Here is a 17,589-nt window from a genome sequence, read left to right as displayed (position 1 = left end):
CGATAAGGAGGATCTCAGCATGGATACTGGAACACACGTGGTGATGGGTATCGCACTTGGAGGATTAGCTACATTAGATCCCATTGTAGCAAACGACCCGCTCTTACCAGCAGCGGTTATGACCGCAACCATTATCGGTTCACAAGCTCCTGACTTTGATACAATTTTAAAATTAAAAAACAACGCCGTCTACATACGGAATCATCGAGGCGTCACCCATTCTGTACCTGCACTTTTCACATGGCCGTTGCTCATTACAGGTGGCATTACATTATATACAGGCACAAGCAATTGGCAAACGATCTTACTTTGGGCTTTTATTGCTGTGTTCCTACACATTTCCGTTGATATCTTTAATGCTTACGGCACGCAAGCATTAAGACCTTTCTCCAATAAATGGATTGCACTTGGCGTCATTAATATCTTTGACCCTTTTATTTTCATTAGTCACTTAGTTGCTCTTTCCCTATGGCTAGTTGGGCTTTCACCCGGACCTGTCATGCTGTCATTGTATATCATTACCGTTCTCTATTATATATGGAGGATTCTAACAAAGAAAGCGGTCGTACAAATCGCCAAAGAAGCCCATCCAGACGCAACACATGTCTTTGTTTCACCAACTATAAACTGGAGCCAGTGGCATGTTGTTATTCGAACGCCTAGTGTTATGTATGTAACAGAATGTCGCAACAGACAATTTGAATACTTCGAGCAATATGCCTTTGATCCGATTCCTGATACAGCAGTCTTAAATGCCGCACGACAAGACACTAATCTTGATGCTTTTCTTTCCTTTTCACCGACGTATCGTTGGGAAACATTTGAGAAGGATGGCATAACAGAAGTTCGTTTCGTCGATCTTAGATATCGAAGCAAAGGGCACTATCCATTTGTAGCGATCGTCCAGCTAGATCAGGAACTTTCCGTTATGAATTCCTATACAGGATGGGTATTCAGTGAAGAAGCCTTACAGAAGAAGCTTAACATCGTCCTTCCCTAATCGTTTATTCGATTTCGGCGGTCATTGCGATCGCCGAAATCACTCATTAATGTGGAAACGGATCTTCATTGTTCAAATGGTTAAATTTCTTCTCTTTCGGCTTATAGTGGTGAAGATGTGGTCCATATTGAGCAATCCATTTGGCCACAACCTTCTCCGTCACGTCCTGCCCTTTGTAGCTCCAGCCACCCCTCGCTCTCGTCACCTCAAAATCCTCCCATAAGCTTTCAACCCATGTTCTCGCTTGTTGCATCGTTAATTGTTCATTACGTTCAAGAAGCTGTTCCGTTAAACGTTGAAAGCGAGTTTCCATATCCGTTCCTCCTTTGTCAAACATTGCGTGAAATAATCACATTATATCAAACCATACTATAAGTGAACATGTTTAAAGGAGGGACACTCGTGAGAAATAAAGCAAAGGACTTTCCTAATCATATTAACTTCAAAGGAAGTTCACCGAAAGATTACAACACCTATGAATCATTACGACCAAATGGGACCATTAATACGCGCCCACAAGAGCGAATGAAAAATAGCCAAGAGCAAGAAAAGTAGTTGATCAATCGGAGGTGTCCGTCATGAATAAGGAAACGATGCACGCATTCGAATACAAGAGTCCGTTTGATTCTCCACGAGCCAACCCTAAACATGCTTCACATCAAGTGAACGGTGAAACGCAAATGTCACAGCATGATATCAAAACAAGAATCCACCGCCGAATCCAACGAAGTTAATGCGCTGTAGCAAGCCTTACGATGAGCCTCATTCTTATCGTAAGGCGCTTTTATCATTCATATTATCACCGTAAAAGCTAAACCGATCCCATCCTTTATATTTGATCCTGCTAAAATCCCCATGCTCCCCGGAAATAAGCTAACCCTAACACTACTCGTAATCCGGTATTTGCAATCTTGAACATGAACATTGAAGGGTTGCTTCATTTCAATCAAGATTTGATTACCCGTTTGCTTTAATACCTTAATATTTGCAAAAATAGTCGTGTTGATATAAAACTCATCACACTATTTCGTGCAACAAAACAACGCTCTGAAATTGTTAGTATAGATATCATTCATTGATACTAATAGACTTCTCCCCTTTTTTTATCCCTCTAATAAGGATGAATTAAAAACAAGGTGGAAAACTATTACAAAATGATTATTTTTACCCTAGTATATCTGTCTCTATTTTCAAAAAAGGCTAATCTACTAATTAACTTATCCAACCAAAAAAGAATTTTTCTCGTAAGATATAACGAATAAAAATTTATTTTAGGGAGGAAGATATTAATGTGTTGGAATGATTGTGTTTTTGGTAGCAGAGGTCACGACCATGACCGTAAGTGTAAGTGTGATTGCAGAGAATTATTTAAAGGTATAACTAGAAATACTCCTGTTAGAGTTCGATTAAGAGGAGGAGACTATATAGACGCATTCTTCTTTGATGTATGCTGTGATACCGTTTATTTATTCTTTTGCAATGACGTAAGTGAATCTATTAAGCTCTGTTGTGATGATGTGATAGCTGTTCATGTGAGATCTATGTTTAAACATCATGGCTGTAAATAGTAAAGAGGCTGGGACAAAAGTGTTTTAATAGATGAGAAACCGAACAAATACACAACGATGCAAATATACAGTTCATGAAATAGACTTCACTGTTCGGATTCTCAGCTAACTACTTTCGTTATCTCCAACTTCTTTTTGAATATATATATTTCGAAAGCCTTGTTCAAATGCAACGACATCTAATCAAGAGCTAACCTGATCAGATGTCGTTGTCTTTTATTTTCTTTCAAGCAATGAAATCGGAACAGCCTCTAAGCCCTTAGCTCCATCTCGATAGCCCCAAGCAAAATATCCATTCAAATAGTCAACTTGAAAGCTTGACGTGCTCCCCTTTAAAGAATAGATTTCACCAGACTTGTAATCGGCTGGATCTAGTAAATAAGATTGAGCCATTAACATTTTTCGTTCATAAACTGCAAATTCGTTCGACATACCCATTTGTTCTGCCTTCTTAGCCTTTTCGTTAAAGTTAGATATAGCTGTCCGTAACTCATGTTCGGTCATTTCACTGAATCGTTTCTCAGGCACTAGAACTCACTCCTTATTCTTCCTGCAAATATTGTTCAATCATATCAATTGAGAAGCCTTTACGGTAGAGGGCTTGCTTACACTTTTGATTGTACTCCCAGCCATGTAACTGCCGATACTTTTTCCTTATCTTTTCCCCTTGATAACAAATCGCTTCCCATTCTTCACGATCTTGATCTTCATTTTCAAACGTGCTTAGCGCTTCTGAAATAATAGCTTCTGTGTAGCCTTTTACATATAGCTGCCCAACTAGCTTATCTTTCCTCGATCGTTGTGACAAGCGTTTATCCTGTTTCCCTTTCTTTTCAAGCCATTTTCTCACTTCTCCGACCCATTCTTCAACCGGTATTTCCATTAAATGAGCGTCAATAATCTCTTCATTTACTCCTTTCGTCATTAATTCTTGCTTTAGTTTCCTAGGACCCTTCACTTGTGTTAATCGTTTTGTTTGAATATAAGCTCGTGTAAATTCCCGGTCATCTAACCATTTTTCTTGCTCTAATTTCTTTATTGCTATATCAATATATTTTTCCTCCTTCTCTTTTCGAATTAAATAATCACGAATTTCTTTACGCGAGCGCATACGATAAGACAAATAATGAATAGCCAAGTGGTAAACCTTTCTTTCTTCATCTGCATCAAGTAAGTCCCGCAATTCCTTTTCATTGATTTCTTGTCCTTTTTGGAGACGGTACTTGACTAAAACATCTTCATCAACGCTAAAGCCATATTCTTCTCCATTTCCGCGATTCACAAAAATCGAATACCTCGACTTATTCTTCTTTTGAACTTCTATTTTCGTAATAGCTACCATATTTTCAAGACTCCTTCAAACCGTTAATGTTGGCTCTTTATCAAAAAAAACTTACAATAAATCTATACATGTCAATGTCTAAAGGGAGGACATCCAAATGAACATTGCAATCGCAGGTGGCTCAGGTTTAATCGGCTCTGCTTTAACTGAATATTTAACGAAACAAGGATATACTGTTTACATTTTAACAAGAGATGCTACAAACAAACCAGTAAAAGACGATGTTCGTTATGTCGAATGGTTACATGATGATGCTACCCCTGAAAAAGAATTGCAAGATGTCGAGGCTGTTATTAACTTAGCAGGTGAATCAATCGGTTCAGGCAGATGGACAGAAGAACGAAAGCGAGCGATTCTCGACAGCCGCATACAATCAACACGTGCAGTCATCGACTTAATAAAGCATCTTACTCCTACTTTACGCGTATTAGTCAATGCATCAGCGATTGGCTATTATGGCCATTCAGCAAGTGCCACTTTTACTGAAGACTCAGAGCCTGTGGATGATAGCTATTTAACGACAGTCGTTAATAGCTGGGAAAAGGAAGCAGCTAAAGCTCGTGATTTCGGGGTACGGGTTGCCTTTTGTCGGCTAGGAATCGTACTTGATGAGAAGGAAGGCGCATTGCCGAAAATGCTACTGCCATATAAGCTCTTTACGGGTGGGAACCTCGGTACAGGTGAACAGTGGATGAGCTGGATACACATGGACGATGTCGTGCGGTTATTCACTTTCGCTATAGAGCACAGCACAATCAACGGACCATTAAATGTCACAGCACCAACCCCTGTGCGAATGAAGGAGTTCGGTCAAACATTAGCAAGTGTGCTAAACAGACCTCACTGGTTCCCAACCCCAGCCTTCCTCCTTAAGATCGCACTCGGAGAAATGAGTACATTAGTACTTGATGGCCAAAAGGTCTTACCAAAGAAAAGCACAGACTTCGACTACACATTCCAATATGCTACGCTAAAATCTGCTCTAACAGATACACTACAAGGGAAGAAATAAGCGACGAGGCTGTGATGAAAGGGTATGAGTTAAGAAAACCGGACCAGAGGGAACTGAAAAAATTAATAATCAGAGGTCACTGAAAAAGTCCTTTCTAGTAACTCAAGGAAGAATAATGGCTACGCACATTACTTCAAAGCCACTGAAAAAGTTAAAACCAAACTTTTTCAGTGGCCTCAAAAATCAAACTTTTTCAGTTCCTCGACGATGAGATTCTTTAATAAGAATTTCATTTCGTGCGGTTATTTCTTATTTTTTCATTAACGAATTTGTAACTCACTTGTTCATTTTCCTCCTATTTTCTCCCCCTTTTTTGCAATCCACCTTTTCTTTAAATATCTTGTCTATTCTTTAATCTTTCTGTAAAGAAATGATTATTTTTTTTATCAAAATTTCATGAAAAAGTGGTATCTTTTTTATAAAAATACATTTAATATAAAAGAGGATTACAGAGTTATACGTCGTATATTAGTATAAATGATGCATTTCATATGAATTACTAAAGAATTTAACGTTTTATACGTAATTATTCCATTATATAGCGAATGGGAAGGCAATTGGTGCGCCATCAGCTTGGCTGGTTCTAGTGGGTTCGATTCCCACCCCGAATTTGATGTGCTTGTTTATTAAATTCGAGGGTGGAGTCCCATTCTACCCTCAACCAAGGGGGTTTTTTTGATGATTTTAAAACAAAGAGATGTCGCGGATTGTCATCACTTATATGAATTATTAGTAGACCCAGCTGTTTTTCCCTTCGTACGGGAAAAGGCACAAACGTATGATGAATATGTCTTTTTGACAAAGAAGACAATTGAAGCTGAGGAGAGAGGGGAATTGATTTCAAGGACTATTATCGATGAATGGGGCTCTCCGATCGGCACGATTAATTTGTACGATGTTTATGAGCAATCAGGCTTTTTAGGTACATGGATCGGCTCACCTTATTTTGGACTTGGTTATAATCAGAGAGCGAAGGAATCCTTCTTCAATGAATTGTTTTTCTCCTGTGACATTCAAACGGTCTATATGAGAATTCGCAAGCATAACGAAAGGTCCTACCATGCTGCATTAAAGCTGCCTTATTGTACACTTGCCAATGAATTACGTCCTGATATTCTTGAAGTGCTCAACCAAAAGGGAGACTACAACTTATTTCAAATTGAAAAGGATCTCTATCACTTTCACTTCATGAGAACGTCACCAACAATCGAACGAAAAGAAGCATAAGAAAAGCCCTAATGGCGTTACAGGCAGTCTTTGCAAGAGTTTGAGTTCCGTCTGTGCTTCATCCCACTATTTATGGCTTATTATTCCTCCTCGGTTAACGGTCCCATTTTAACGGCAGGAGGATTTCCTTTAGTCTCTCTTTGCTTGGCGTCAGCTTCCTCTTCTTATCATTAAACTCACTCTATGAGCCATGCTTAGGATAAAACGACTTTCTTTTGACGAAGCTACTACTAATCCAATAAGAAAGTGGTGACACTATGGAAAGTAAAAAACGCCGAGCTCAAGAAGAAAGACGAACACTACGCAAAGCACAAGAAGTGAAATTTGGTTCAGAGTTCAAAGCTGCTGACAGAGCCGCGCGAAGATAACATTCCTATTGCTCCCGGGGATGTCTCAAACTGTACTTTTGAGACATCCCCCTTTCTCAACTGTCGATTTCTTATTTAGTATCTCACTATAGCTAACATCCATTTTTTTCATATTTGCTTCTTCATAATTTCTTAACAAAAATCCCCCTCCATTTAAACAGCTTAAAAACCCTTATACAGCAAGGGATATAACTCCATTTGAAAATTTCTGATATTTTCAAATTGTAAGGAAACCTAACCATACAGTAGTATTTACAGCCATTCATGTTCTTACTTCCATTCAACCAATCTAAGAGTGGCTCATCACGATTAATCCTCCTATTGGTAAGTTGCGCCATTTTCCCGAACACGCTTATCATAATAATAGTTCGTTTAACAAATTGATTTTCGAAGGAGGAAACTGATATTAAAAGCCAAGGAACTCCTGTAGCGTTGAAAACGGATGAGGTTGTCTTTTCGAAACCTACTGTTAAAGACGGAGCAGGCATGTGGAATTTAGTCAATGAATCAACACTCGATCAAAACTCTGCGTACAAGTACATTATGATGGGTGAATTTTTTGCAGAGACATGTGTTGTAGCAAAAGAGAACGATCATGTAGTAGGATTTGTTACAGCATTTATCCCTCCAGAGCGGCAAGACGTCGTGTTTGTTTGGCAGATAGGCGTTCATTCTTCTCAACGCGGCAAAGGACTCGCGTCAAAAATGCTAGAAGAACTTGTTAATCGACCTGGATGTGCTGATGTTAAGTTTGTAGAGGCAACGATTACTCCTTCAAATGAAGCATCTCAAGCATTATTCCGACGATTAAGCAAAACGTTCGATACAAAATGTGAAGTGAAGGAATGCTTTTCAGAAGACCTCTTCCCTGAGGATGGCCATGAAGAAGAGTTAACATTCCGTATTGGACCTATTCGCTAAGCAAATAAGGACTTGTCAGTGAAACAAAACCATTCCCTTTGTGAAAAAGGGTTAAAAAACAGGAGGAAAACAAATAATGGGTCAAACAGATATGAAGATTTTTGAAGAATTAGAATCTGAGGTACGTAGCTATTGTCGTAGTTTCCCAACTGTATTTACAAAAGCAAAAGGCTACAAAATGTGGAACGAGGACGGTAAAGAATATCTTGATTTCTTTGCAGGAGCAGGCGCTCTTAACTATGGTCACAACGATCCACATATGAAGGCTAAGCTCGTTGATTATATATTAAATGATGGAATTACTCACTCATTGGATATGGCAACGGCACCAAAGGCTGAATTCCTAAAAACGTTTAATGATGTAATTCTAAAGCCTAGAAACCTTGAATATAAAGTTATGTTCCCTGGACCAACTGGAACGAACACGGTGGAGAGTGCATTGAAATTAGCTCGTAAAGTAACAGGACGTACAGACATTATTAGCTTCACAAACGGATTTCACGGTATGACAATTGGCGCATTGTCCGTAACAGGAAATGCCTTCAAACGTAAAGGTGCTGGTATTCCATTACAGAACACTGTGACGATGCCGTATGATAGTTTTGTCAGCGAAAGTCTTGATACGCTAGAATACCTTGAACGCTTCTTAGAAGATGGCGGTAGTGGTGTAGAAATCCCTGCTGCAATGATTCTTGAAACAGTTCAAGGTGAGGGTGGAATTAATGCAGCACGTTTTGAATGGTTACAACGTGTTGAGCAAATTTGTAAACGTTGGGGCATCCTCCTTATTGTCGACGATGTTCAAGCTGGAGTTGGACGTACAGGAACGTTTTTCAGCTTTGAAAAAGCTGGCATTGAACCTGACATCGTATGTATGTCTAAATCAATCGGTGGAATGGGATTACCACTTGCGATTACATTGATTCGTCCTGAACTAGATATTTGGGCTCCTGGTGAGCATAATGGTACATTCCGTGGAAACAACCATGCATTCATTACAGCAACAGCGTCTCTTTCTTATTGGGAAGATGATAAGTTTGAAAAGGACATCCAAGAGCGTTCAAAACGCATTTTCTCCTTCCTAGAGCGAATCGTTGCGGATTATCCTGAATTAGAAGGTGAAGCAAAAGGCCGCGGCTATATGGTCGGAATCTCTTCTCAAGTGGACGGTCTAGCATCAAAGGTGGCAGCGGAAGCCTTTGAGCGTGGATTAATTATGGAAACATCTGGTCCTAATGATGAAGTATTCAAGCTATTTCCACCTTTAACGATTGATGATGAAGGTCTAAACAAAGGATTCGAAATTATTGAAGATAGTGTTAAAGCCGTTCTAGGTGCTAGAGAGCTTGTCACATCTTAATGAAAATGAACGATTTTAAAAGGGGATCTTAGATTGCTTGAGATCCCCTTCTCTTATAAAAAAAGCAATCAAATCACTACTGACATGGAGGCTATTTAAAATGAAAGTTGTAAAATTAGAAGATATTATTGGAACAGAGCAAGAAGTAGATGGAGGCAATTGGGTTAGCCGTCGTCTCGTATTAAAAAAAGACGGTATGGGCTATTCCGTTCATGATACGATTATTCGTGCTGGAACAGAAACGCATATTTGGTATCAAAACCACCTAGAATCGGTTTATTGTATTGAAGGTGAAGGTGAAGTCGAAACACTTGCAGATAATAAAGTATGGCCTATTAAGAAAAATGAGATTTACGTATTGGACAAAAATGACGAGCATCTCCTACGCGCCAAAACAGATATGCGTATGGTATGTGTCTTCAACCCACCAATTACGGGAAGAGAAGTCCATGATGAGAATGGCGTATACCCAGTAGACGAAGGCTAAATAAGGAAGACCAAAATGGTACAGCCCCCCTAAAGTTGGAGTAGAAAATCTAACTTTAGGGGGGTGTTTTCATGTCCATATTTTGAGAAGAATTTAAAATAAAGCTTGTTACCGAATACTTAGCTGGAAACCTTGGGTACGCAGCAACATTTCTTAGTCCATTTCTACATTAATGTAAGAACATTGATTGAAATGACACGTCTTCCTTCTCTACACCTATCTGTTCAAGAAAGTCGAACAACTCCCCAAAAGAGCGACACGGATAAGGGGTTTCACAGACTTTATTCGCTTTTTCAACCTGTTCAATAAACTCTTCATTGTTCCCTAACCCCTCTTGCATCTTCAGAACTAGCTCTAAAGATTCTTCATCCTTTGCCAATGTCATATACCCTTCATTTTTATTATAGTAAATGATAAAAGGGATATGAGTATTCGGATGAATAAACGATGCTTTATACACAACCATTTCAATTCCTTCCTTCTTACACGTATTAGCCTAAGTCACATTTAACCTTTTAAGCTTACATTTTAATTGTTCCTTTTGCGCGACAATTTCTTCAGCAGAGATCGGCTTACTTACGACAAACCCTTGAACGACTTCACATTCATTTTCATACAGCTTATTTAGTTGCTCTTCTGTTTCCACACCTTCGACAACCACTTTCAATTTCAGTAGCTTCGTCATTTTTATAACTGACGATAAGAGAGCATTTGCCTTTTCATTCGTTGTAATATCACTTACGAATGAACCATCAACTTTGACAATATCGATTGGCAAATCTCGTAACTGATTTAAAGAGCTATACCCTGTACCGAAATCGTCAATACTAATACTAACACCTAGCTTTTTAATTCGCATCAAAATTTGCTGAACACTTCCCTTATCCATCGCCATCGTTTCAGTAATTTCTAGCTCTAATCGATTGGGCTCAAGGTCGTTTCCCTTCAAAAACTGTTCGATTTTCTCAATTAAATTATGTTGAAACAACTGGCTAACTGATAGGTTTACAGATATAGAGGGGACATGGATTCCTTCCTCCGTCCATTTTCTCATTTGGATACATGCCTGTTCGATCACCCATTCACCTATTAATAGAATGAGCCCCGTCCTTTCTGCAATCGGAATAAATTCTCCCGGCGAAATCATCCGACCACTTGGATGGTTCCAACGAACTAACGCTTCTACGCCGACTAGATCACCCGTTTGAATATTCAGCTTTGGTTGATAATATAATAGAAGCTCTTCTTGGTCAATTGATTTACGCAAATCCGCCTCAATTCTCATTGCTTCATTAGGGCGTGTATTCATTGATTTATGGAAAAAGGCAAACGGTTGATGATTTTCTCTCGCATGCTCCAACGCATGTTGAGCATTTTTTTGCAAATCTTTCACCGTTTCGCCAACACCATGGAAATGGGTAACGCCAACAGTTGCCGTTAAAAAAAATTCATATTGATCGACTTTAATCGATTGTTCAATGGTCTTAATGGCAAAGCGTATCATCTTGATCGTCTGTTCATTAGGGCGCACCTTACGATCAATAATTGCAAAACGACTATCACTAATTCTCGCTATGTATAAATTTGGACTTAATAATGACTTAAATCGCTTTGCCAATAAGCGAATGACCTCTTCAGCAATTTCCTGATCGATATGCTTACGTATGAAATTCAAGCGATTGACTTTCAAAATGTAGAAACCAAACGGCTCCCCATATTTAATTCGTTCAAATAACGTATATTTTAAACTTTCATAATTAGCAAACTCTGAAACAGGGTCATTAAAGTATAGAAAACGAACCTCTTCCGCCGCTTGCTCCTCTTTTGTAATATCGGTTACGATGCCACCAATGTTCATTAATGACCCATTCTCTGAATAAATCGGGTAAATTTGATCCTGCACCCAGCGCTCTTTCCCATTTTTTTGGATGATGCGATATTTAATCGTTACATTTCCATCCCTTTCGATCTTCTTCTGCCAATATGATGGTGAATACCTCTTTCGGTCATTAGGATGTATCCGTTCATACCAGAGGGTTGGCGATGCCACTAATTCCTCGCTCGTGTATCCAAAGATTTCACTGACATAAGAAGACACACGTAATAGTTCGTTTGTTCGACTATCTCTTAACCACAACACTGAATGGGCTGACTCATACATGCTCTCAATTTGATGCTGCGCTTTGTTCTTTTCTTTTAACCCTATGAATATTCGTACAAGTAACAGAATAAGCATGATATATATGCTAAACTTAACAACTCCTAAAAGTGACTCATCTACAACATAAGGTACGCTAAACTGCAAACCAAGCAAACAAATTAAGACAATTAGTAATTGATTGATCGTTAATAAAGGTTTCCGTATCATCCTATCTTCCCCCATGACAACAACCTAAAACCCGCAATACTTAAGCGCTTACATAACTTTTCAAAAAATGAGGTAATTTTCTCTTTTATTGTATCACGTTTTAACATTTTTTTGACAACATTCTCTTAGAGATTATGCAAAAAGCACCAAAAAATATAGCAATGTCTCCGCTCACTACGCGTCTTGTGGCGAGAAAGAGCACTCACCACAAGACTTTTAAAGGATATAGCGCATGCACTCATTGCTTCGAGGTCATTCAAAAAGGAAAAACCCCCTTTTTAAATGACCGTCTAATGAGAATTCAGTTATTTTTCCTCCTTATTTAATAAAATTATGATAGAATGTATTACGATGGAAACGAGGTGATAAGAAATGCAACCATTAAAAAACCCAGGGTTAGCAGCAGTCCTCAGTGCTCTTTGGTGTGGACTCGGTCAAATTTATAACGGCCAAATCGGAAAAGGAATCATATTTATTATTATTCAAGCTATTAATGGCCTTCTTATGTTTGTTTTAATTGGTTTTATTACAGCACCACTTATGTGGATTTGGGGTATGATCGATGCGTATCGAGTAGCAGAACGATTGAATCGTCAACATCAATCAAGATAGCAAAAGCCTAGTGTAGCTTTCGTGTTGCACTAGGCTTTTGTGCTAAGCTAGAATGATTTGTAAGGGGGCCAATCACAATGAACCTATACTTCCAGAACTACATAACCATAATTAAAACAAATTTCATGCTAATTATCATTGCATTAATGCTTTTATTTGTAACCTTTTTCATTTGGGCTGGCTTACCATTTTTCGTTATCGGAAATACCATAGACCTTTTCACCAATCATGCCATCATGTTTTATGTTAGTATTTCCCTTTCAGGTGGATTTCTATTTTCACTCTATTTTCTACCGATTAATCTAAAAGTGGCGAAAAGCATTGCCGCTATAAAAGAACGTGGTGTAGTCCGCTCTTTTTTGCAAATACAACTAATCTGGGTGTTCGTCTGTTCTGTGCTTTTCGGCACTGTGTTGTATATACTTATTCAATTAGGTTGAACATACCGATGGCTAACATTTACAAATGAGGATAGAAATCTGAAATATTTCGCCACGTTATCTTTGAGTTACTTTCTTATCCACTAATCAAATGCATACTTACTACTGTTACCTTTAATTTAGAATTTCTCACACATGATAGAATTGATCTGGATATGTTATAAGCTCTTTTTGGTCTGCCTTAGAGATCTGATGACTGATTGGTTTATAGCTAATATTAATAATCCGCTCATTGTCTTTAGTTGAGTACGGTGTGAAATTGTTCGTTACTTCACCGCTCAATCGGTTATCAATTGGTAAGGATAGAGCATGATCTAAATGCGCAAAACCAAATTGTTGTAAGGAAATTTGTCGTATGTTTTTATTTTTTTGATCCTTAAAGTAAATAATAAAATTATTTACATCAAAAACAATACTCCAATACGTAAATGTAGGTGGAATCCTCTTTCCAATCCAATTCCACATACCTTGCATCGATGGCTTAATAGATACTTCCTTTAGAATTGAAAATGCTTGTTCGACTGCATTAGGGCTAGGTTTTTGATATACTTGCTCAATCAAACGGTATGCCAAAGTAAATCGGTCGAGTGAATTTGTTTTTCTTGATAATTGTTGAATAGACTGGTTCGCAAATTGGTTTGCATATTCAAGTGATCGTTCATAACTAGTATTCGTAATCATGTAATAGGTTGCCTGGTCAATAACGTTTGCCTTACCATTAATAAACTCAATTAAAACGGTTTCCCCCGTAACGTCACAAACCGTATAATGCAATGTATAAATCGACTTTTCAATCCGAACTTCTTCTAAATGCTTGATAACTTCTTTAACGGTTCCAAAATGATCAAGCTGATATTGAATCCACTGCAATTCGTTTAAACTTGGTCTCTCATCTATTGCTGGTAATTCACCGTCTTCATGAAACATCATGGCGATTGCCAACCCGTTTTCATTCATGCCACTCATTGGCAACTCACGACCAAATTGAGTAAATGTCACATTTCCATATTTAGAAATCCAATGCAACCTTTTCTCCTCTTCTTCAGATAACGAAAATTTACTTAGCCCTCGTGGACTTACAACAATTAACCCATGACCATAGTAAAAATCATAGTTTTGCCCCAATAAGAAATGTTCATTATTTTTCATTGTAAATGTTGTACACATTTCGACACCTCCATACTATGTCTTCTTAAAGCTAAGATATCAGAGTATGGTAGTATTTTCTTGACTCTCTTTGCTACTTTGATGTAGTCGTTATGTGATTGAAAAGGAAATTTCCATTTTTGATTTATCATCATATGGTCCTATAAATTCAGCTCCGTACCGTTCTATAATAAACTCATTCGTTAACTTTGCTTTTAATAATGGCATGCGATAGTAACAAATAAAATCATAGGTGTTTAAAACTCTTCCTACTTCATCTTGAAAAAGACGACCTTTATGTGTAAAAGTAACAGCTTTTGCATTGTGAATTTCTTTTGTTATCATACCTTCTGGAACGATCGAAGTATCTGTTACCTCTACAGCTACAAGTTCTTCGTACGTTGCCATTTCATTTGTTAAACCCAAATCAAAACAAACACGATACAAAACATCGTTTTTTCTGTTTGTTATTTGATCAACTTGCTGTAAAAAGCTTTCAATAACAGGGGTAATAGTCGATATATTTCCATCATGTGAATAACGACAAATTCCTATTAGTTTTACTGATAGTGTTTCAATTTTTTCACTGACGCGAACTTGTCCGTTCAAGGCTTTTACTTCTAGAATAATGGAATCGGTATTTATTGGTTTCAACTGGTTGGGGATTTTATAATACGGTTCTTTTCGTAGTCTACCTGGAGTTATCCCAAACATTTTCTTAAAATTTCTCGTAAAAACTTCTTGGGATAAGAAACCATACTTCATAGCAATTGTTAAAATATCATCTTGTGATTGTATGATACATTCAGCTGCTCTAGTTAACCTACGTTTCTTTATATAATCATAGATTGATAGTCCAACAACCGCTTTAAATAGACGATAGAAATGGTATTTAGAAATATGTATCCTTGCAATTGCTTGATCAATATCCATTTCTTCTATATGTTTCTCAAAATCATCTACAAACTTTTGGATATCCTCTAAATAATTCAATGTTTACACTTCCTTTATAAACCGCAATCAGCCTCCATATCGATTCAATCATTTTAGATCGGTAAATTCTATTCAGTTTTTGAAGATACGTCAAACCTATCATAAAAAAGGAACTACATTAAATAATACCAAATATTAAACTTACGAAACGCACTCGTTAGTCGACCAAGAACCCCTTAAATATTTAAAGATTTAATGCAGATTAAGCCCTTATCTACCGAAGTCTCTATACCCAATTTAATCGCCATTTCTCGTTATCCGTTTATGCTCCATCAATTCGCCAACTTCTTCAACTATCCCTGTTCTTTAGTTTATGATAAAGCGATAAATAAACATAATATGAAAGTAAAACCCGATAACGGTGTCATCATAAGTCTCTCTTTTTTGCTCTGTGATATTAGGTTTGCTATTGTATTAATGCCAAGGAAAATAGTAATAACCCATACAAGTATATTTGTAGGTAAAAAATAGGACCCATTTAAGACATTTGTATGTTGAAGAAAAACAAAACCCATAAATAAGAGAATCACAGCATTAAAAGCACTCACAATACGTAATTTTTTAGGTAAAACTTTATAATAGCCCCCCATTGCAAATTCACCATAAGGATAACCGAGTGAAAGTATCACTTGAAACACTGCAACAGATACAAACAAAATTGCCACAATGACTGATGATATGTAGATAAAATCCACTTCTCTAACCTCCTCACTTTAATTTCTTCTTAAAGTATCCTACTTCTATAGTTTAAACCACACATTTGACTGCTCCCGAAAGTTTGCTGTGTATCCCACTCAATTTACTTCAATAAAAAAAGTCAGCCTTTTTCTTGAAGATTAACCACCCGTTAGCTAAATGTCATTTACTACTACTTAATCAATGACATTATTCAGTTTCCATATTTTTAATGAGCTGAAAAGCCTCCGGTGGCTGACCATTTTCGAGTCTCTGTCTAATTAATTTAGCACACTCTTCAGGACTATAAACGGAGGTATCAATTTCCATGTCATAGACACCAGGTATATGGACAAGTTCTTGCCATAAAGCAATTGGCTTTGGAACTTCACCATCATGGTTGTAACCAGCATTCCATGTCTTAATCCTCCGTTCCATAACAATTTCAATCGGGCACCGAACTCCTACGAAAAAAACAGGGAGTCCATCCAATATACGAGCACACTCAGGAAGAATTCTTAATGGAACTGAATATCCGTCATGATGTCCTACGTCAACCACAACATTTAGTCCTAAACGACTGAATTGTGCGATTGTCTCATACATGGCTCGATACATTATTTTTATAGTTGATTCAAGGTCGGGTCGTTCACCTCCAGGTCGTAAACCGATTCCAGGTTGAAATTGTTTTGGGGTCATCTGCATAAACTGGTCTACACCTAAATTCATCCACACACCTTCAAATGTATTCTGGATTACTAAAGCTATACTAGACTTCCCTGATCTTGGAGTACCATTTAGAATTATTATTTCCCCAGGTTTATCTATTTTGGGCATAGAGAGATTCCTCCTAAGTCACTCATTATCGCTTATTGAATAAAACTGCTCCGTTCGTAAAAAAGCGACAGCCCTGTTCAGCTATCGCCCCGTTAATTTAACAAGGCGGACATCCCCTTTTTCTTACTATGTATTTCCTTATTTGCTTTTTCGATAATTGTTTTTATAAATGGTTCTTTTTTCTTTGTGTAAGTTGGTCTATCAAACTGATATTTAGAGGCAAGTTCTTTTTTTAATGAAGCGTACTCCTTTGCTACTTGGGGGTGTAACCTAAGATAGTCCCGAAACAATAATTTTTCAATCCACTCACTGCTATTAAATTCACAAATATGAAGATGACAAGTGCCCTGTCCCCATAACCCCTTCCTAAAAAACCTTCTGTCTTTAAACATTGGTTTTGGAACATATTCATATTCTATTTCACTTAAAGGACGAACATAGTTAGGTACTTCATCTAAATCTTGTATACCTATAATGATGTCAATTATTGGTTTAGCTTCTAACCCCTTTATAGACGTGCTTCCAATATGTTCAATTCCTACAACCCTATCACCTAAAATATCAAGAATTCTTTTTTCCTCAGATTCAAATTGTTTTTCCCAATTTGGATTATATTCACTAAGAATAACGATTGGTTTCGTCATATTGTCCCACCTATAAAAAATAATGCTTCTTAGATTTAATTCTATAAAGTCAAACAAAGCCTTCTCCAACAATTCCTGCCTAGTTAATAAAATAGGGGAAGCTACGAATCTTATTCAACAATCGCTCCCGTTTGCTTTAAGTACAGAATTCCACAAATGACTGATGTTTAGATTTAAATCCTTATTTCTTTAGAGGCTTTCTAATAATTCAACCTTATGTCCGTCAGGGTCTTTAATAACTGCACGCTTTCCCCATGGACTAACAGTTGGCACAGTAATAATTAAGCCATCTTTTGTGGAAAACTTATCAATAATTGCATCTAAATTGTCAACATTGAATCCTAAACGTGTTGTAATACCTACGATTTCAGACTGACTTGGATATATCTCAAATACAAGATTACCAATTTCGCAAGCGTAATGCTCTGGTCCATTGCCATGTTGTTCTTTTTTAAATGTAAGTCCGAGAGTTTCATAAAAGGTAACAGATCTTTCAATATTGAGTGAGCTAATTACAACAAGGTTTATATAAATGGACATTTAAAAGCTCCTTTAGATTTGATTACCCATACGTTTACATGAATTCTTT

General features: G+C 37.4%; 22 protein-coding genes. 11 read left to right on the top strand and 11 right to left on the bottom strand.

What is annotated here, in order from left to right; translation table 11 throughout:
• The first annotated feature begins 19 nt into the window (after positions 1–19).
• Positions 20–1,000: a metal-dependent hydrolase gene (locus ACERJO_RS19765; RefSeq protein ID WP_247105990.1), complete on the top strand. Its 981-nt coding sequence runs from the start codon at positions 20–22 to the stop codon at positions 998–1,000.
• A gap of 46 nt (positions 1,001–1,046) precedes the next feature.
• On the opposite strand, the gene ACERJO_RS19760 is transcribed toward ACERJO_RS19765, so the two are convergent.
• Positions 1,047–1,313, bottom strand: a complete 267-nt coding sequence (locus ACERJO_RS19760) for a YfhJ family protein (RefSeq protein WP_247105989.1) — start codon at positions 1,311–1,313, stop codon at positions 1,047–1,049.
• An 89-nt stretch (positions 1,314–1,402) separates the two neighbouring features.
• Between ACERJO_RS19760 and sspK the strand changes: the two genes are divergently transcribed.
• Positions 1,403–1,555 (top strand): small acid-soluble spore protein K, encoded by a 153-nt coding sequence (sspK, locus tag ACERJO_RS19755; RefSeq protein ID WP_060526032.1) that lies wholly within the window; start codon positions 1,403–1,405, stop codon positions 1,553–1,555.
• Between the two features lie 23 nt (positions 1,556–1,578).
• Positions 1,579–1,734, top strand: coding sequence for a YpzG family protein (locus ACERJO_RS19750; protein ID WP_081728018.1), 156 nt, complete (start codon positions 1,579–1,581; stop codon positions 1,732–1,734).
• A gap of 1,050 nt (positions 1,735–2,784) precedes the next feature.
• Here ACERJO_RS19750 and ACERJO_RS19745 read toward each other — a convergent pair.
• Both ACERJO_RS19745 and recX read right to left on the bottom strand, forming a co-directional pair.
• The gene (locus tag ACERJO_RS19745; protein WP_247105988.1) at positions 2,785–3,096 is read right to left on the bottom strand and encodes a YfhH family protein; all 312 of its coding nucleotides are present in this window, start codon (positions 3,094–3,096) and stop codon (positions 2,785–2,787) included.
• 13 nt (positions 3,097–3,109) lie between these two features.
• Entirely contained in the window at positions 3,110–3,910 is an 801-nt protein-coding gene (gene recX / locus ACERJO_RS19740; protein ID WP_373648624.1) for a recombination regulator RecX, read from the bottom strand.
• Between the two features lie 97 nt (positions 3,911–4,007).
• Between recX and ACERJO_RS19735 the strand changes: the two genes are divergently transcribed.
• The 6 genes from ACERJO_RS19735 to ACERJO_RS19710 all read left to right on the top strand — a co-directional run bounded on the left by ACERJO_RS19735 (position 4,008) and on the right by ACERJO_RS19710 (position 9,285).
• Positions 4,008–4,922 (top strand): TIGR01777 family oxidoreductase, encoded by a 915-nt coding sequence (locus tag ACERJO_RS19735; protein ID WP_373648623.1) that lies wholly within the window; start codon positions 4,008–4,010, stop codon positions 4,920–4,922.
• A 678-nt stretch (positions 4,923–5,600) separates the two neighbouring features.
• Positions 5,601–6,149 (top strand): GNAT family N-acetyltransferase, encoded by a 549-nt coding sequence (locus tag ACERJO_RS19730; protein ID WP_247105985.1) that lies wholly within the window; start codon positions 5,601–5,603, stop codon positions 6,147–6,149.
• Positions 6,150–6,406: 257 nt separating this feature from the next.
• A complete protein-coding gene (locus ACERJO_RS19725; RefSeq protein WP_260505915.1) occupies positions 6,407–6,517 on the top strand; it encodes a YfhE family protein in 111 nt (36 codons plus the stop codon).
• A 432-nt stretch (positions 6,518–6,949) separates the two neighbouring features.
• Positions 6,950–7,438: a diaminobutyrate acetyltransferase gene (ectA, locus tag ACERJO_RS19720; RefSeq protein WP_260505914.1), complete on the top strand. Its 489-nt coding sequence runs from the start codon at positions 6,950–6,952 to the stop codon at positions 7,436–7,438.
• A gap of 76 nt (positions 7,439–7,514) precedes the next feature.
• Positions 7,515–8,798, top strand: a complete 1,284-nt coding sequence (gene ectB, locus ACERJO_RS19715; RefSeq protein ID WP_247105984.1) for a diaminobutyrate--2-oxoglutarate transaminase — start codon at positions 7,515–7,517, stop codon at positions 8,796–8,798.
• 100 nt (positions 8,799–8,898) lie between these two features.
• On the top strand, positions 8,899–9,285 hold the full coding sequence (locus ACERJO_RS19710) for an ectoine synthase (RefSeq protein WP_247105983.1): 387 nt from the start codon (positions 8,899–8,901) through the stop codon (positions 9,283–9,285).
• A 169-nt stretch (positions 9,286–9,454) separates the two neighbouring features.
• On the opposite strand, the gene ACERJO_RS19705 is transcribed toward ACERJO_RS19710, so the two are convergent.
• Both ACERJO_RS19705 and ACERJO_RS19700 read right to left on the bottom strand, forming a co-directional pair.
• On the bottom strand, positions 9,455–9,751 hold the full coding sequence (locus ACERJO_RS19705) for a hypothetical protein (RefSeq protein WP_247105982.1): 297 nt from the start codon (positions 9,749–9,751) through the stop codon (positions 9,455–9,457).
• A 30-nt stretch (positions 9,752–9,781) separates the two neighbouring features.
• Positions 9,782–11,653, bottom strand: coding sequence for a putative bifunctional diguanylate cyclase/phosphodiesterase (locus ACERJO_RS19700; protein ID WP_247105981.1), 1,872 nt, complete (start codon positions 11,651–11,653; stop codon positions 9,782–9,784).
• Between the two features lie 372 nt (positions 11,654–12,025).
• On the opposite strand from ACERJO_RS19700, the gene ACERJO_RS19695 reads away from it, so the two are divergent.
• Together ACERJO_RS19695 and ACERJO_RS19690 are read left to right on the top strand one after the other, a co-directional pair.
• Positions 12,026–12,265 carry a hypothetical protein gene (locus ACERJO_RS19695; RefSeq protein WP_247105980.1) on the top strand — a complete coding sequence of 80 codons (240 nt, stop codon included), beginning with the start codon at positions 12,026–12,028 and terminating at the stop codon, positions 12,263–12,265.
• 77 nt (positions 12,266–12,342) lie between these two features.
• Complete coding sequence (locus ACERJO_RS19690; RefSeq protein WP_247105979.1) at positions 12,343–12,705, top strand: hypothetical protein; 363 nt, start codon at positions 12,343–12,345, stop codon at positions 12,703–12,705.
• 129 nt (positions 12,706–12,834) lie between these two features.
• Here the strand turns inward: ACERJO_RS19690 and ACERJO_RS19685 are convergent, their stop codons facing one another.
• The 6 genes from ACERJO_RS19685 to ACERJO_RS19660 all read right to left on the bottom strand — a co-directional run bounded on the left by ACERJO_RS19685 (position 12,835) and on the right by ACERJO_RS19660 (position 17,540).
• Positions 12,835–13,872: a linear amide C-N hydrolase gene (locus ACERJO_RS19685; RefSeq protein ID WP_373648622.1), complete on the bottom strand. Its 1,038-nt coding sequence runs from the start codon at positions 13,870–13,872 to the stop codon at positions 12,835–12,837.
• Positions 13,873–13,962: 90 nt separating this feature from the next.
• Positions 13,963–14,844 carry a helix-turn-helix domain-containing protein gene (locus tag ACERJO_RS19680; RefSeq protein ID WP_373648621.1) on the bottom strand — a complete coding sequence of 294 codons (882 nt, stop codon included), beginning with the start codon at positions 14,842–14,844 and terminating at the stop codon, positions 13,963–13,965.
• 311 nt (positions 14,845–15,155) lie between these two features.
• Entirely contained in the window at positions 15,156–15,539 is a 384-nt protein-coding gene (locus ACERJO_RS19675; protein ID WP_373648620.1) for a hypothetical protein, read from the bottom strand.
• A gap of 190 nt (positions 15,540–15,729) precedes the next feature.
• Positions 15,730–16,356 carry a chloramphenicol phosphotransferase CPT family protein gene (locus tag ACERJO_RS19670; RefSeq protein WP_373648619.1) on the bottom strand — a complete coding sequence of 209 codons (627 nt, stop codon included), beginning with the start codon at positions 16,354–16,356 and terminating at the stop codon, positions 15,730–15,732.
• Between the two features lie 92 nt (positions 16,357–16,448).
• Complete coding sequence (locus tag ACERJO_RS19665; protein ID WP_373648618.1) at positions 16,449–17,000, bottom strand: GrpB family protein; 552 nt, start codon at positions 16,998–17,000, stop codon at positions 16,449–16,451.
• A gap of 189 nt (positions 17,001–17,189) precedes the next feature.
• Positions 17,190–17,540, bottom strand: a complete 351-nt coding sequence (locus ACERJO_RS19660; RefSeq protein ID WP_373648617.1) for a VOC family protein — start codon at positions 17,538–17,540, stop codon at positions 17,190–17,192.
• Between the last annotated feature and the right edge of the window lie 49 nt (positions 17,541–17,589).

The organism is Halalkalibacter sp. AB-rgal2 (genome assembly GCF_041821005.1).
In the GTDB taxonomy this organism is placed as follows: domain Bacteria; phylum Bacillota; class Bacilli; order Bacillales; family Bacillaceae_D; genus Halalkalibacter.
Note: the sequence above shows the minus strand (reverse complement) of the source record. Positions and strands in the feature narration are given on the sequence as shown.

Excerpts from the sequence above, each read along its gene's own strand:
- recX (WP_373648624.1), bottom strand. The coding sequence starts at position 3,910 with ATGGTAGCTATTACGAAAATAGAAGTTCAAAAGAAGAATAAGTCGAGG.
- ACERJO_RS19730 (WP_247105985.1), top strand. The coding sequence starts at position 5,601 with ATGATTTTAAAACAAAGAGATGTCGCGGATTGTCATCACTTATATGAA.
- ACERJO_RS19670 (WP_373648619.1), bottom strand. The coding sequence starts at position 16,356 with ATGCCCAAAATAGATAAACCTGGGGAAATAATAATTCTAAATGGTACT.
- ACERJO_RS19665 (WP_373648618.1), bottom strand. The coding sequence starts at position 17,000 with ATGACGAAACCAATCGTTATTCTTAGTGAATATAATCCAAATTGGGAA.
- ACERJO_RS19705 (WP_247105982.1), bottom strand. The coding sequence starts at position 9,751 with ATGGTTGTGTATAAAGCATCGTTTATTCATCCGAATACTCATATCCCT.
- ACERJO_RS19760 (WP_247105989.1), bottom strand. The coding sequence starts at position 1,313 with ATGGAAACTCGCTTTCAACGTTTAACGGAACAGCTTCTTGAACGTAAT.
- ACERJO_RS19660 (WP_373648617.1), bottom strand. The coding sequence starts at position 17,540 with ATGTCCATTTATATAAACCTTGTTGTAATTAGCTCACTCAATATTGAA.
- ACERJO_RS19700 (WP_247105981.1), bottom strand. The coding sequence starts at position 11,653 with ATGATACGGAAACCTTTATTAACGATCAATCAATTACTAATTGTCTTA.
- ACERJO_RS19725 (WP_260505915.1), top strand. The coding sequence starts at position 6,407 with ATGGAAAGTAAAAAACGCCGAGCTCAAGAAGAAAGACGAACACTACGC.
- ACERJO_RS19735 (WP_373648623.1), top strand. The coding sequence starts at position 4,008 with ATGAACATTGCAATCGCAGGTGGCTCAGGTTTAATCGGCTCTGCTTTA.
- ACERJO_RS19710 (WP_247105983.1), top strand. The coding sequence starts at position 8,899 with ATGAAAGTTGTAAAATTAGAAGATATTATTGGAACAGAGCAAGAAGTA.
- ACERJO_RS19695 (WP_247105980.1), top strand. The coding sequence starts at position 12,026 with ATGCAACCATTAAAAAACCCAGGGTTAGCAGCAGTCCTCAGTGCTCTT.
- ACERJO_RS19690 (WP_247105979.1), top strand. The coding sequence starts at position 12,343 with ATGAACCTATACTTCCAGAACTACATAACCATAATTAAAACAAATTTC.
- ectB (WP_247105984.1), top strand. The coding sequence starts at position 7,515 with ATGGGTCAAACAGATATGAAGATTTTTGAAGAATTAGAATCTGAGGTA.
- ACERJO_RS19685 (WP_373648622.1), bottom strand. The coding sequence starts at position 13,872 with ATGTGTACAACATTTACAATGAAAAATAATGAACATTTCTTATTGGGG.
- ACERJO_RS19765 (WP_247105990.1), top strand. The coding sequence starts at position 20 with ATGGATACTGGAACACACGTGGTGATGGGTATCGCACTTGGAGGATTA.
- ACERJO_RS19750 (WP_081728018.1), top strand. The coding sequence starts at position 1,579 with ATGAATAAGGAAACGATGCACGCATTCGAATACAAGAGTCCGTTTGAT.